Annotated in this window: 16 protein-coding genes; 7 read left to right on the forward strand and 9 right to left on the reverse strand. The window is 41.9% G+C overall.

Going from position 1 to position 14,329, the window contains the following annotated elements:
• From OEX01_02950 to OEX01_02975, 6 genes are all read right to left on the reverse strand, one after another.
• Positions 1 to 1,163: hypothetical protein (locus OEX01_02950; protein MDH5447947.1), on the reverse strand; the 1,163-nt coding region annotated here is incomplete at its 3' end.
• A 64-nt stretch (positions 1,164 to 1,227) separates the two neighbouring features.
• Positions 1,228 to 2,853, reverse strand: a complete 1,626-nt coding sequence (locus OEX01_02955) for a hypothetical protein (protein ID MDH5447948.1) — start codon at positions 2,851 to 2,853, stop codon at positions 1,228 to 1,230.
• 63 nt (positions 2,854 to 2,916) lie between these two features.
• Positions 2,917 to 3,666 carry a nucleotidyltransferase family protein gene (locus tag OEX01_02960; protein MDH5447949.1) on the reverse strand — a complete coding sequence of 250 codons (750 nt, stop codon included), beginning with the start codon at positions 3,664 to 3,666 and terminating at the stop codon, positions 2,917 to 2,919.
• A gap of 60 nt (positions 3,667 to 3,726) precedes the next feature.
• Positions 3,727 to 3,993, reverse strand: a complete 267-nt coding sequence (locus OEX01_02965; GenBank protein ID MDH5447950.1) for a transcriptional regulator — start codon at positions 3,991 to 3,993, stop codon at positions 3,727 to 3,729.
• 58 nt (positions 3,994 to 4,051) lie between these two features.
• Positions 4,052 to 5,308 carry an adenosylhomocysteinase gene (locus OEX01_02970; GenBank protein MDH5447951.1) on the reverse strand — a complete coding sequence of 419 codons (1,257 nt, stop codon included), beginning with the start codon at positions 5,306 to 5,308 and terminating at the stop codon, positions 4,052 to 4,054.
• Between the two features lie 53 nt (positions 5,309 to 5,361).
• On the reverse strand, positions 5,362 to 6,711 hold the full coding sequence (locus tag OEX01_02975; GenBank protein MDH5447952.1) for an amidohydrolase: 1,350 nt from the start codon (positions 6,709 to 6,711) through the stop codon (positions 5,362 to 5,364).
• An 83-nt stretch (positions 6,712 to 6,794) separates the two neighbouring features.
• Here OEX01_02975 and OEX01_02980 point away from each other — a divergent pair, with 83 nt between their 5' ends.
• Together OEX01_02980 and OEX01_02985 are read left to right on the forward strand one after the other, a co-directional pair.
• Positions 6,795 to 7,259 carry a hypothetical protein gene (locus OEX01_02980; GenBank protein ID MDH5447953.1) on the forward strand — a complete coding sequence of 155 codons (465 nt, stop codon included), beginning with the start codon at positions 6,795 to 6,797 and terminating at the stop codon, positions 7,257 to 7,259.
• Positions 7,246 to 8,382, forward strand: a complete 1,137-nt coding sequence (locus tag OEX01_02985) for an aminoglycoside phosphotransferase family protein (GenBank protein MDH5447954.1) — start codon at positions 7,246 to 7,248, stop codon at positions 8,380 to 8,382. The genes OEX01_02980 and OEX01_02985 overlap by 14 nt, the downstream gene beginning before the upstream one ends.
• 204 nt (positions 8,383 to 8,586) lie before the next feature.
• Here OEX01_02985 and OEX01_02990 read toward each other — a convergent pair whose 3' ends face one another.
• Positions 8,587 to 8,775 (reverse strand): hypothetical protein, encoded by a 189-nt coding sequence (locus OEX01_02990; GenBank protein ID MDH5447955.1) that lies wholly within the window; start codon positions 8,773 to 8,775, stop codon positions 8,587 to 8,589.
• A 111-nt stretch (positions 8,776 to 8,886) separates the two neighbouring features.
• Between OEX01_02990 and OEX01_02995 the strand changes: the two genes are divergently transcribed.
• The 5 genes from OEX01_02995 (at position 8,887) to OEX01_03015 (ending at position 12,955) form a co-directional block, all read left to right on the forward strand.
• Entirely contained in the window at positions 8,887 to 9,678 is a 792-nt protein-coding gene (locus OEX01_02995; protein MDH5447956.1) for a methyltransferase domain-containing protein, read from the forward strand.
• A 136-nt stretch (positions 9,679 to 9,814) separates the two neighbouring features.
• Positions 9,815 to 10,456, forward strand: coding sequence for a class I SAM-dependent methyltransferase (locus OEX01_03000; protein ID MDH5447957.1), 642 nt, complete (start codon positions 9,815 to 9,817; stop codon positions 10,454 to 10,456).
• Between the two features lie 222 nt (positions 10,457 to 10,678).
• The gene (locus tag OEX01_03005; GenBank protein ID MDH5447958.1) at positions 10,679 to 11,245 is read left to right on the forward strand and encodes an adenylyl-sulfate kinase; all 567 of its coding nucleotides are present in this window, start codon (positions 10,679 to 10,681) and stop codon (positions 11,243 to 11,245) included.
• A gap of 22 nt (positions 11,246 to 11,267) precedes the next feature.
• Positions 11,268 to 11,966, forward strand: a complete 699-nt coding sequence (locus OEX01_03010; GenBank protein MDH5447959.1) for a hypothetical protein — start codon at positions 11,268 to 11,270, stop codon at positions 11,964 to 11,966.
• Between the two features lie 236 nt (positions 11,967 to 12,202).
• Positions 12,203 to 12,955, forward strand: a complete 753-nt coding sequence (locus tag OEX01_03015) for a hypothetical protein (protein ID MDH5447960.1) — start codon at positions 12,203 to 12,205, stop codon at positions 12,953 to 12,955.
• A gap of 193 nt (positions 12,956 to 13,148) precedes the next feature.
• Here OEX01_03015 and OEX01_03020 read toward each other — a convergent pair whose 3' ends face one another.
• Both OEX01_03020 and OEX01_03025 read right to left on the reverse strand, forming a co-directional pair.
• Positions 13,149 to 13,604 (reverse strand): hypothetical protein, encoded by a 456-nt coding sequence (locus OEX01_03020; GenBank protein MDH5447961.1) that lies wholly within the window; start codon positions 13,602 to 13,604, stop codon positions 13,149 to 13,151.
• A 395-nt stretch (positions 13,605 to 13,999) separates the two neighbouring features.
• Positions 14,000 to 14,275, reverse strand: coding sequence for a hypothetical protein (locus OEX01_03025; GenBank protein MDH5447962.1), 276 nt, complete (start codon positions 14,273 to 14,275; stop codon positions 14,000 to 14,002).
• Positions 14,276 to 14,329 lie beyond the last annotated feature (54 nt).

Here is a 14,329-nt window from a genome sequence, read left to right on the forward strand (position 1 = left end):
CCAATGACCTCTCGGTGCATTTCATATTTGATTTCGCCGCGTTCCATGGCGAGTTTCAACGGCTCTACCATACCTTTGTATTTAAACCAGTCGTTAAACTCGGGAACGATGAAATTAAAAACTCTTCCAGAATAGGCTTGACCTATACGAATGAACCTGGCTGGAGTGATGCCTCCAGTGTAGCGGTTGCGTCCGGGAATTCCGTGAGGGGGAACTTTTGCTTCTGGCTTTCCTAGAATCATGTCTCTAGCTGAAAAGCTCTTACCTGTGCCTGGCTCACCAAATAAGGAGAGATTCCACCCTGTTCGCATCCCAGTTCTGCCCTCAGCGTGAACAATCTCAACGTCAGCCACCCCGTACTGCTGAGTAATACTAAGCAAACTATCAAAGTACAGAACTGGACCGAAAAGGTCCTCCAAGTAGTTGGCAAGGTGAGAGATTGAAAAAGATTTACCAAACGTTACCGCTTCATCTACTCGATACTTGAGCAAGTCATTTAAGTAATCGTTTAGTTCTCGGTCCATTTTCTCAATTATCCGATGTTCTTCATTTATGGGGTCACTCTTTATAGGGGCACCAGCAACCGTAGCCACTCTCCTTTCAACCTCCTTAGGCGCCAATCCCAACTCTAACTGGATTATCGGAGAGGTTTCTTCCAATATTGCCCATTCTTGAAGTTGCTTGCTCCTGTAAGAAGTTACTATCACTTTCAACCTTTCCAAGTCCGACAAAATTGGTGAAGGATCTGTGTCTTCTAGAAGATTCTGCTTAATGTCTTTGAGGCTGCAACCCTTACCCGATTCTATCAAACACTTCAAAACAGCGAAGCAGTTTTTTCCATATTTTTGCTTTGTTTGAGCAACCGAGGTTTGAATCGCTTTCCAAGAACCCTCGAGTCGAAGTTCACCGTTTTCAAATGTATAATATTGACCTCTGAAAACTTCCCATCTGCGGGGGGCATGTTTGGTGAAAGCTTCCTTGAGTTGCTCATCATGTATATTGGAAGCAATTTCGAGGGCTGCTCTATCATCGTCTATGTCCCATCGACTATGAAAATTATGAAAATAAGGGATGTCTAGCGTTTTTCCTATTTCGAAAAGTTTACCTCTTGAAAAAACACGTTTAAGCAGAAGCTTACGTTCAACAACTTTGTCATCCAACATTATATCTCAACTCTCTTAAAGACAGAAGTTGCTTTTTACGTTTTCAACTATTCGTGAGGACAAACTAGCTTGTCACATACGTCTCTAACATAGTTGCTTTTTCTTCCGGTTTAATCCACCCTTCAACTTCAAGTTCCTCTATTCCCTTTCTCACTTTTTCTTTGAAATCTACAGACGTTAACAAGTTGTGTGACATACCCAACTGAACCATTTTTCTTTGAACTTTCTTATCACTGCCTAGTCTTTCTTCAAAAGAGGTCAGCAATTTTTCTAAAACCTTAGAGCGTGGTTTCAAAAGGGTACTGTAGCGTCTAAAGGTCTTACGAATCTTCACGACAAATCCCTCATGTCCCCTCGCAACAATAGGCGGACGAATGCAGTGTCTTTTCTTTTTCTCAACTTCATATTGAATTAAGTAGAAGGGCACATGAATCAAAGTAAGAGTTTCAGTTTTCCAAGGAATTGTAGCTTCTTTAAGTGTTGAGGAACGCTCTCTTTTCTGTTCAACTAGTCTTTCAATCTTGTCCGTTATAGCTAATGTCTCTCGCCCCATTTCTTCTATTTTTTTTTCGTTTTTGTCGATTTCTGAGTCGCGCAAACTTTCTAAATCCGTGATTTTCTTTTCTTCTTCATCTACCAGATTCTGATAAGTGTCATGCAACTTTTTCGTTGTTTTTTCTGTTTCTTTGCTACTTCGATTGATAAAATCTGAAAGTGCCTTGATTTTTCCCTTCACAGTTGAAATTTGATTTTGAACATCTCGCAATCTTGCATCCCACCGAGCTTCCCCAACTTCATCGCTTTTCCGCTTCCGCAACTCTTTCCTTTTTTCATATTCACTCTTGTTTTGTTCGAGCCTCAGTAGCTCTTGTTCCCATTTTTTCCTTTCTTCGAGTCGAGTGTTTACCTCTTTTTCGTTAGTTGCTGTTATTTTCTCTATTTTCTCTTCTCGTTCCTTCTCCAATTCTCCTGTTCTCTTCTCAACCTCTACTCTAACATTTGAAATCTGTCCTTCGTATTTTTCTCGCGTTTGCTCCAGTTCTTGCCGCAACTTGCCGATATGTATCTCCGTTTCTTCGTTCACAGTGTCGATTGCAAATTTCAAGCCCTTTATTTCTGACTGAAGAGTGTTATAATGTTCCATAACCCTTTCGCTAATTCTAACCGCGTTTTCCTCATCGATTTTTGGCTGTATTAATGAGGTGAACTCTGGGAATGAAGTATTCTTTCCTGTTCGGCTGTCTTTGATGAAAGTCGACATGTCGGACAACAATTCTTCGTCAGTGATGTATCCTTCCATAGGAATTTCTGTTTGCGAGGTGAAGTCAGAAAAAGTCTCTTGGTGGCTTCTCAAAGTGCTGTGATACAATTCTTGAACTGTAGTGCTGCTTTTCAAATGTTCAATAAAGTTTTCTACGTTAGGTGGCTTGAAGTATAGTATATTGTTCGCAATAGTTTCCATACCGTCTATTAGTAGGCAGTTGTTTTCCCATGGGATTGCCCAAAGAGGATAATAGAGCTTGGAGATAAACGTAAGAGTTTCTGCTGCTCCTCTAAAAAGTCCTGATTTCTTTTTTCGTTCTGCTTCAGCAATGCCAAGAAGTGCCGCAACTTCCATGTTCTCAGAAAAGCGTTTCTTTCTGCCGCTATCTTCTATCGCATAAGGTAGTATTAGATTAGAGTTGGGCACAGCAGTCTCCACGAAAAATATATCCTACGAAAATCTCGCTTATAACTTATCCTCAAAGAGTTTCTAAAACAAGAAAGACATAGTGTCTTTCACTTTCTTTTTATCCAGTTTTTCGTAAGCTTCGGCGCTGCCAACATCATACCAAAAAGCGTCGGACACAAATCCATATACAGGTTTACTCATTTGTATCAGGTGAGGAATTATGTCTCCCATCAAATCCATCGTTCGTTTCTCTTCAGCCAATTTTTGTGCATCTTTCAAGACCTCTCCTTTAAAAGCCACGATGCCGATGCTTACAGGCTTTTCTAATGTGGGTTTCTCCACGAATCCCCGCATTTTACCCTCTTTTTCAAGGTCAGCTAAGCCAACTCTGACTACAAACCCAGAAGCAAGCGCCACAGTCGCAATTGCGTTCTTCTTCTTATGAAAACTAACCAAGTCCTTTAAGCTGATGTTGGTGATGATGTCTCCATAGTAAACAAGTACAGTGTCCTTTTCATTGAAAACTCCCTGCTTGTAAGCATTAATTACTGAGCCTCCTGTTCCCTTAAATGATTGACTATCTTGAACATAGCGTATTTTTACACCTAATCTGTCTCCGTTGTCAAAGTAATTGTGGATTTGCTCAGCTTTATAGTCCACCAAGAAGGTTATGTCAGTTATGCCGTGAAACTTGAGAAGGCGAACTATATATTCGAGAAGAGGTCGCTGCATATAACCAAGCGGAATCATGGTTTTTTGGAGATAATACGTGATTGGCCTAAGTCTTGTCCCTCTGCCTCCGCATAACACTAAAGCCTTAACTTTGCCCATAACGGACCACATAGTGCCCTTTTATGGAATGAGAAAGAAAAAAGCGTTTCGCTAGTGTGCCTATTTTTCTTTTTGCTCTTCGGCTTCAATTTCTTCAATTGGTTTTGGCGGAGGGGTAGTCGCCATAGTCCAACCTATCCAAGCGCCAATACCGAGGATAAGTATGAATGCGAGATACACTGGGATTGTGATGAGCCAAAATGACAGTGTCCAAGAATTGTCGCCAAGAGGCTCTCCTAGCCAGAAGAGCCCTAGGGTGTAGCCGATGGCTATGATAACGCATACGAGGAAGATTAAGCCGCCAATTCCTTGATCTTTACTTACCATGTTGTCATCACTTTGTAGCCTTTTTTATACTATTACTGTTATAAGTTTTGTCATTGATTTAGATTGTTCCAGCTTCCCAACTGGCAAGATATTCCCTCTGTTCTTCCGTCAGCCTGTCTATTTCCACTTTCATCGCTCTTAGCTTAAGACTAGCGACAAGTTCATCTATTTCTTTTGGGACGTTGTAGACCTTAGGCTCAAGCTTGGGTTCTTTGACTAGATGCTCTATGCAGAGGGCTTGGTTTGCGAAAGACATGTCCATAACTTCTGAGGGATGACCTTCTGCAGCGGCTAAGTTGACGAGTCTTCCCTCACCAAGCAAATACAGTTTTCTTCCATCTCGCAACTGGTACTCCTCCAAGTTTGGTCGAATTTTCCTTTTTGCAGCAGACATGTTTTCTAGTTCGGGAATGGTTATTTCTACGTCGAAGTGTCCACTGTTAGCCAGTATTGCGCCATCTTTCATTTTTTCCATGTGTTCTTTGCGGATTACGCTTTTGTTTCCCGTGACTGTAATGAAGATATCGCCTATTTCTGTAGCTTTTTCCATGGACATTACTCGGAAGCCGTCCATAACAGCCTCTAATGCTCTTGTCGGATTAGTTTCTGTCACAACTACATTGGCGCCCATGCCCTTCGCTCTCAGCGCTAATCCGCGTCCACACCATCCATACCCGGCTACGACAAAGTTTTTGCCCGCAAGTAGAATGCTGGTTGCCCTTAAGATCCCGTCGAGGGTACTTTGTCCTGTTCCGTAGCGGTTGTCGAAAAGATACTTCGTATAAGCGTCATTTACGGCTATTATTGGATATTTTAGTGCTCCCGACTTTGCCATTGCTCGTAGCCGCACGACCCCAGTGGTGGTTTCTTCGGTTCCGCCTTTAATGTTTGGTATGGCTTCGGTTCTTTTGGAGTGAATTGTGCCAACCAGATCAGCGCCGTCATCAATGGTTATGAAGGGATTGTGGTCTATGACTCTTTCAACGCACCAGTAGTATTCTTCGGTTGTTTGTTCTCTCCAAGCGTAAACGTTTATGCCTTTTTCTGCTATGGCTGCTGCAACTTCGTCTTGGGTGGATAATGGGTTTGAGCCGCAGAGAGCTGTGTCTGCGCCGCCTGCTAGGAGGGTGTCCATGAGAACGGCGGTTTCTTTTGTTACGTGGAGGGAGGCCCCTAGTTGTATGCCTTCGAGGGGTTTTTCTTTTTCAAATCGTTTTTTAATCTGATTTAGCACGGGCATGTGCATTGAAGCCCATTCTGTTAGAAGATCTCCCTTAGATGAGAGACTTGGATCTTTAACTTTGAATTCAGGCATTATTTTTACTTGCTCCACCACGTTGTTGATGACAAGCTATTTAAAATGATACCTTAAGGGCTTTTATCCACGCGTTCTAGGAGACTATACTTAGTCTTTTCCACCAGTGCCATAACCTTGTCTACATTCACGGTTTTGATTTTTCTGTTTTCCATCACAATTTTGCCGTTTATAATGACCGTGTCCACATCCGCGTTTTTGGCTGAGTAAACAAGATGGCTTGTTTCGTTGTATACTGGCGTCAGGTGGGGCTTTTTGAAGTCAACTATCGCCAAGTCCGCTTTTTTGCCGCGTTCTATTGAGCCAATCTCTCTATTCCAACATAGTGCTTTGGCGCCGTTGATGGTTGCCATACGTAAAATTTGTTCGGCAGATAACACTGTTGGGTCTCTGCTTATTCCTTTATGGAGCAAAGCCGCAACTTTCATAACTTCGAACATGTCTGAGCTGTTGTTGGAGCAGGAGCTATCTGTGCCAAGACTCACCGTCACGCCTTTCTTTAAAAGCTGCTGAACTGGACTTATGCCTGAAGCGAGTTTTAAGTTTGACACGGGGTTGTGAGCGACTTTTACCCTTCGATTTCTCAAAATTTCCACATCTTTCTTTGTGAGGTGGACGCAGTGAGCCGCCACTACATCGCAGGAAAGAACACCTAAAGCATCAAGATACTCTACCACTCCACCTTTGACATCAACATTGAAAGCCTGCCTAGTCTTTCTCGGTTCATCGGATGTTTCAGCTACGTGAATGTGCCAGATTATGGGCGAGTTATGTGATGCATATTTTTCGTTCAGTTCCTGCGTAAACACCCTTAGCTTTCCCATGTAGTCTGAGTCCACGGTGTAAGGGGCGTGAGGGTCCACGCTGACTCGTATAAGACCGCCTTTTTTGTTGTGCCAAGTTCTAACCAGAGATTCTAAGGCTTTCCTGTCATGTTTTTTTCGCCACGAAAAACACACATGACCAACCACGCCTCGTAGACTTGCTTCTGCGAAGGCCTGTGCCTCGTTGTATTTGTCAGTGTAGTGATACATGGTGTTGATGGTTGTTGTGCCGCCCATGATGGACTCGACAGCGGTTAGTAAGGCGCCCGCGTAGATGTCTCGGCTTGTCATGCATTTTTCGACGGGCCATATCCGTTTTTCCAGCCATGTCTTGAGGTCTAAATCGTCTGCGTAGCCTCTTAGGATGCTCATGGCGGCGTGGTGGTGCGTGTTTATCAAGCCGGGAATAACAACTTTGTTTTTTGCGTTGATTTTTTCGTAGCGGCGATACTTTGGCTTTAGCTTGTCTGTTTTTCCTACTTCAACTATTTTGTCACCTTCGATAACTATTGCACCATTTTTTAACGTGCCTCTACGGCTCACAGTGACTATTGTTCCACCTTCTATAATCAAATTCATAGATTTTCTCCTGCTATTCCACTACTTCTTCTTGATAAAACGTTATTAAAGCTGTTAAACTTTAGAAGAATCTTGAGGGTTGAATGAAGTTAAGCAAGCTAGATTGGGTGATTCTTGTCTTACCCTTCTTAGGCATTTTTGACGTGTTGTCCACATTTTTTGTTGCGTGGCGAGGTTACCCCATTTATCTGTACGAGACTGGCCTGTTTGCGTCTTATTTTGCTCAAGAAGGCTTACTCCACTTCTATGTTTTTGTTTATTTAGGCATCTTATCTGGGATAGCAGCGGTGCTTCTTTTTATCAAACGTGAAATTAGCACAGGCATGTTCTATGACGAATTGTTACTTCTGCTACTAGTAGCGATGATCTGTTTCATTGAAGCATTCTTGACAGGTGTTATAGTATCCAACATCTTGCTAGGGTTGGGCAGACTTTCGCTTGACGGATTACTTTGGCTTATTTACTTAAGCGTGTTCGTGGCTATATTGATGTATACTGGGGATGAGTTAAAAGAACTGTTTGGATTTGGGGTAAATGGCGAAGAGTGAAAAAGAGAGAATTGTGATTCTGCGGGAAAGTTTGGAAGCATATCTTTCGTCAGTGTTCGGCAAAGACGTCGACATCGTTTACGTTGATGAGCTGGGTAAAGAAAAGAAGCAAAAACCTTTGAAAGAGGGGAAGGAAGTTGACTTGAAAGGCTTCGGCTATGGAACTCCCTACCTTATAGTCTTAAACGTCGGAGGGCAGATGAAAAAGATAGTTTTAGAAACGATGCGTCCCGGCGGCGGTTTCGGCCACGACTATTCCAGTGACCGCGCTGGGATTCTGCTTTGGCAACATTCTGCCTTCAACAAGCTGTCTAACCATGTGCGTTCGGTAGATGTGGGGGCCTTTACGAAAAGACACAGCTTAAAGTCTCTCGGTGACTGCGACGAGTTCTTTATCGTTACAGAGTTTGTGGAAGGCAAGCTTTACCATGAAGACCTGGACAGGCTTAAAATGTTCAAGCAACTCGTGCCGTTGGATTTAGAGCGCTGCAGAGCCCTTTCTGACTATCTGGTTGAGATTCACAAGGTTAAGAGCGACAAAACGGAGCTTTACATTCGACGAATCCGCGACCTCGTAGGTCACGGAGAATGCATAATGGGGTTGGTGGACAGCTACCTGGCTGGTCTAGGCTATATTAGCGAGGAGGACTTGGTGGCGATTGAGAAGCGCTGTGTAGAATGGAGGTGGAAACTGAAACAATGCACTCGTAGGCTGGCGCAGGTGCATGGAGACTATCATCCTTGGAACATACTTTTCCACAAAAATGCTGATTTTACTGTTCTTGACCGTAGCCGTGGGGAGTGGGGTGAGCCCGCGGATGACGTTAGCGCCATGACAATTAACTACCTATTTTACAGCTTGCAGACATACGGACGACTGGAGAAATCCTTCGAGACACTCTTCAACATATTCTGGAAGAACTATTTAGATAAGACGGGCGACGAAGAGATTTTGAGCATCATTCAGCCTTTCTTTGCTTGGCGTGGTTTGGTTGTTGCTTCACCAGTTTGGTATCCAAATCTGCCAGAGCAGGTGAGAGCTAAGCTTTTCAACTTTATTCGAAATGTGCTTGAGACCGAAAAACTAGACTTGAAAAATGTTAACGCCTATTTCAATCTATAAGCCTTAGCTTCACTATCACTAGTCTTCACTTATTTGCCATAATATCATATGTAGCTTCCAATTATTGAGCCTGGTTCTAATCCTGTAAATAAGTTCTACTTCACCGTCATACATGGGAAAGCCAAAGCACGTTCATTAGGTAACACAGTGTAGGTCTAGCTTCTATTACATAGAGCTTTTACTTCATTTACTGCGTCCGGCTGGCTAGAAGGCCATACTTATCCAGATTGCAGCTATTAAGCCACATACAATGAGTGCAGAAACTATGAAGAACGCTATGTTTTGCCAGATGTCAAAGCCCGTTTGATAGAAGGCTAAGAATGAGATTGTGAAGATTAGCCAGCAAAACACAAGAACAACTGTACTGGTAATCCTTGTTCTAAGGGAGACCATACTTTTTGTATCAAGTGGTCTGGTTAATATCTTTTGCGCTGTTTGCCAGATTGGTTTCTTCCACAAGTCATAAAACTGAGAAAGAAGCTCAGTCCTTGGAAGTGAGTGACAATGTCAGCTAAGAAAGGATGGAACATCATTTCCAAGGCTTATCAATCATCTGTCAGGATTTCTCTTGTTGATGTACATTATGGTCCAATTTCTCCTGGAGAAACAGAATTGAAATTACTTGGAGATGTGGAAGGAAAGGACATTCTAGAGGTTGGTTGCGGAGGGGGACAAAATGCAATAGTATTAGCCAAGTGGGGTGCTAGATCTGTTGGTTTGGACATTTCTGAGGAGCAGATAAAGTATGCTAGAAGACTTGCTAGAAAACACACGGTGAGAGTTCAATTCTATGTTGGAAACATGGAGGGCATGGACATGTTAAATGATGAGAGCTTTGATATTGTTCTTTCTTCTTGTGCCATAGGCTATTCAGAGAATTATGGGCAAGCTTTTAGTGAAGCTTTCAGGGTGTTGAGAAGGGGTGGACTGTTTGTTTTTTGTGTGGTTCACCCAATCGCTAATAGAGGAAGAGCCGTAAAATATGGTAGGAGAAAAATGTGGGGCATAGGTAGCTATTTTGATAGAAGAAGACGAACTTGGACATGGAAATTCGACGGAACAGCTGCCAAATTCTGTGGCTATCATAGAACACTCCAAGACTATTTCAACTCACTTGTGTCTGCGGGCTTTATTGTTGAGAAGATACTTGAACCTGAACCCTATCCCCTCACAAAAATGACAGAAGAAGAAAAACAGAAGATTCCATACTATTGGGAAGGTTCAGAAAAGGAATATGATACATGGAGAAGGGTGCCTTACATCTTAATCTTCAAAGCCAGAAAATCTCTGAAGTAGAAGCACATCTTATCCTTTGAACTGAGGAAAAATGAAGTCCACTAGATATGAGTTAATTGGTGAACCCTGAAGGATGAACTGGCTAACTCCAGAGTTTCTTCCATAAGTTATAAAACTGAAGCAAGGAACATTATTGATGATGTGGGAAGAATACTATTCAGTTTTGGGTCAACTTCCTGATTGGCTCAGGAAACCTGTTCCTTTTGTTGTAGAAGCCATGCGTCTGTTCAGGGAATGTCGAGCGCAAGTATTTCTTGATTTAGGATGTGGTATGGGTAGGAATTCCATTTACTTGGCTAAGGAGGGTTTTGACGTTGTTGGAGTTGACATTTCAAAGAGTGCTCTAAGGAAGACCAAGACTTGGTCTAGGATTGAGGGAATTTCGAATGTAGCAGTATTGTGTGCGTCAATGACTCATTTGCCATTTGTTGACCAAGTATTTCATGTAGTAATAAGTGTAAGCGTTATCCATCATGCTATAAAGGAAGATATTGAAAAAGCAATAGAAGAGATTCACAAAGTTCTAAAGGATGAAGGCTTGCTTTTGGCTAATTTCCTGTCCGTAGAGGATTATCGATATGGCTTAGGTCTGAAAATCGAAGAAGGGACATTCCGAATTTTGGAAGAGTTTGGGGGATTTGAAGAACTGCATCATTTCTTCTCACATAAGGAAGTTTTAACTCTTCTAGCAGAATTTAAGGGGATTAATATAGAATCAGTTCAAAGCGGGAAAAAAGAACGACCAAATAGATATTGGAAAATCATTGCGAAAAAATGAGAAGATGATTGCTTGATGGCAACACCTCTAATAGCCATATGTACAGATGAAAAAGAGCCAAGCCTGATATAGTATGGATATACTGAATGTCCATCAACCTAAGACCTGACAGAATCTGAAAGATTCCTGAGTGATGATTGCTTGTATCTTCTATTCCTAAGACTTATCAGCAGATTGACAATATTCTCTCTTTGGTCACAGCTAGAGGGTGAGTAATTCACTTTGGAGAAGGGGTGGTGTGTTTGGGTTACTGGGTTGCCGGGAAGCGGCAAATCCATCGTAACCAATCTGCTGCTGGAAAAGCTGAAGTCTCTAAACAACTATGCTCAAATAGTCTCCATAGACATGATACGCCAATATGCCACTCCACAGCCAACGTATTCTGAAAAAGAACGTGCCACAGTATATGGTGCGCTGGTTTTCACTGCGAAAATGCTAACCGAAAACGGTGTCAATGTCATAATCGACGCTACAGCTAATCGCCGCCTATTCCGGGAACAAGCAAGACAAGTCATTCTCCGTTTCATCGAAGCCTACCTTGAATGCCCTCTTGAAGTTTGTATGCGCCGGGAAGCGAAGCGCAAAAACACCTATTTGGCGCCGGCTGACATTTACAAGAAAGCTGAAGAAGGCAGATCCTTCACAGTGCCTGGTGTCGGTGTTCCCTACGAGGAGCCGCTTAATCCAGAGATAAAAGTTGATTCTTCAAGGCTTTCAGCAGAAGAATGTGCCGAAAAAATTTTAGCTGCAGTCCAGAAACACTTTGACATAAAATTTGCAAAGCCGTAACATTAGACTTGGTTGAAAGATTTTGTCCCAGAAAAAACAAACCATAAAGAAACTCTTAGCGTGTTTTTCTAAAACTTTCTCAGAAGAGTTGGGCATAGATTTAGCCTCACGCAGCGAAAAGGAAATTTTCAAATGGTTTCTAGCTTCAATTCTTTTTGGAGCACGAATATCTTCAAAAGTAGCAGCGAAGACCTACAAACAATTTGAAAACCGAGGGCTTGTCACGCCTGAGGCAATCCAGAAAGCTGGCTGGAATGGGCTTGTTGAAGTTTTAGATGAGGGTGGCTACGCTCGTTATAACTATAAAACCGCTGACATGCTTCTAGACATAACCCGGCGACTACAGGAGCTGTATGGTGGAAAAATAGTTGCTCTAATGGAGGAAGCAGTTGACTATGAAGAACTGGAGGAAAGACTGGAAGAGTTTAAAGGCGTAGGTCCAGTAACAGTTAACATTTTTCTCCGTGAGCTTAGAGACACATGGTTTAAGGCTGACCCGCCCGTTCAAAAATTCGTAGTTCGCGCAGCACGTCATTTGAGCCTCATCAAACCAAATGATTTTAGCAAAGCCCTTGAACAACTCAAAGAGGTTTGGAAATGGAACAGAGTAGAAGGAAAGTCTTTCATTCACTTAGAAAGCGCGTTGCTCAGATTTGGAAAGAACTATTGTACAGAAGAGAAATGTGACTTGAGCGTTTTAGAACAGTTTGCTGCTTTATAGGAGGAGAAAAACATCAGCAAAACGGAAAAGAGCGCAAAAAATAGAAACAACGTTTACACAAGCTCTCAATTAAGTAAAGAACTCGAGCTAGACTCAAGCTAAATAACTGCACAAAGCCTCTTTTCTTTTTTCATAACTCTAAGACTTAACAGAGCCCGAAAATCTGGGGATTTAAAAGCTTCTACCAAAAGAGATATTCTGTCAATTCGTTAACATTGCTACCAATCGGTGTCGATATGACTAAAGAATCAGAAAATTCATGGTCACGTAATTTTGAAGAAAGTCCTGACTATAAAGAAATCAAAGAAGAGATAGATCCTCTCATAACAGGACTTATAATTATGGGTGGGGAAAATATTAGATTTAAGCAGTTCAAAAAGAGCCTTACCGAATGGAACATACGCTATGTAAAAGCTATAAAGACTATTGATGTTGTACAGTATATGCAAAAGTTGCAGATCTCATTAATGGGAAAAGAAAAAAATGAAGATAACCGTAGGCTACTAACAGTAATTGGATTATTCAGATATCTTGGACTTATTGAGAGCATTGGAGCTCAATTTGTAGATTTATTGGTTTTGCTTCTAGTGGCAAATGGTCATGAGTTCCATGTAGAACGAGAACATGAAGTGCCTCGCATAGTTCATGCAACTACTCTAAGAGATCTAAGAAATGCATTTCTAGGTCCAAAGGTCCGATTTTTGGAAAGATGTGGATTGAAAAAAACATCAAAGCTTATTGATGTAGATTTAAGAAATAGTATAGCCCATCTTGATTTTGAAATAGATGAAAGTGGAAAGGTTTCAGCCAGAAGTCAAGGAGAGTCAAAAAAAGAGATTAATGTCCTTCAGAAAATTGATGAATTCAATCGCAGATTTCTCATGCTTTTTTTCATGTTTAATGAAATCCAAGACCACGTATTAAGTGCTCCCACTGACAAGAAACTTAAGGTGACACACATAAAAAAAAGGGAAGTAATGCAGAAGTAGGACATCACACGGGATATTTCTTTTCTCTAAAAGTAACATTTGTCACATATCTAGAGAAGTAATGGGCGACTGTGTTGTGAACAAAGACAACTAGAGCAATCAGTCAAAGCTGTTCGCTTTGATCAAAAACCCACCCGCCCACCCCAAACACCTTCTATGCACGCGCTTTATCTTTTATAGCTTCTTTTTCTCCTCAAAGTTTTGCATCCCTCCATTTTATTTCAATTTCTTTGGGGTGTTCTTCTCTTCGAAATTCTTCTTCAAACCATCCAGCCACTTTCTTACCCACAAATCCACCAGCAAATGCTCCAATTATGGAAGTAATCACTGTTGTTGTTATACTAGGAAAAACAGAGTTAGGAATCCCCGCCAAGATACCGTTTACAACGAGTAAGGCTAGAAATAAGACAATTCCATGAAAAAATAAACTCCAGAATGACGTTTTTGTTTGCACACCCCAAATGACTTCAGCCAGAAAACAGTTTAAACCACCGACTGCTAACATCAGAATTCCAAATCCAATTATTAATCCTATGAAAGATCCAATAGTCACGAGGACAGCAGTTAAAAATAACACCACGAGACCCAAGACGAGAAACAGTAAAGAGAACGCAATTCCATGCATAAAATATTTAGCAAAAACAAACAAGTCCAAATATCCTCAACTCCCAACCTAACATATTATTTAAGAAGTTGCAATAAAAATTTATCTTTTTTTTGGCAAGCGCAAAGTAGACACAACTACACCATCCTATACCTAAAATCAGGGTTATCCACAATCTCAGCCATCTCATCATTACTCAAACGCTGAAAATCATGCCACCGCACAACCTCACTTGCTAAATACCCTACAAGCTTCCATTTAGTAACCGATAGAAGCACACCACTATCATCAAGCCGCTTAAAACCAAACACAACAGTGTTTGAATTACTATGTAGTGTTATTCCATCAGCATAGTTGGAACGTGCCTATCACCCTCGACGCGCGCCGTGATAGTGCTATTCAGAATGCGGCACTTCTCACAGTTCTTTCGGTGCTGATGGCTACTTTCCGCATCTACTTAACGGGTTAAACTTTCCGCCGGTGCGCTGATAAAACTTTTGCTGCCATCCGCGATAGTCTCTTGCAGTTTCGAGCACCCGGTCGTACTTGCTTCTAAGCCAGCTGAGGCGAGTTTTCACAGTCACAACAGAGATCTTCAGCTTCGCGGCTGTGAGCTTGTAGATGCGAGATTTGTCTCGTTCTCCTCTGTCGACGAAAGAAAGCATGGTGTTAAGCGTCTCACGCTCCTTATCCGTCAACTCAGCCAAGTGAGTCAAAAATTACACCGTCCAACCCTTATTCATCAAGAGCACCACGTTGCTACTGTTACA

It is taken from the genome of Candidatus Bathyarchaeota archaeon, from assembly GCA_029882535.1.
Taxonomy (GTDB): domain Archaea; phylum Thermoproteota; class Bathyarchaeia; order Bathyarchaeales; family SOJC01; genus JAOUKM01.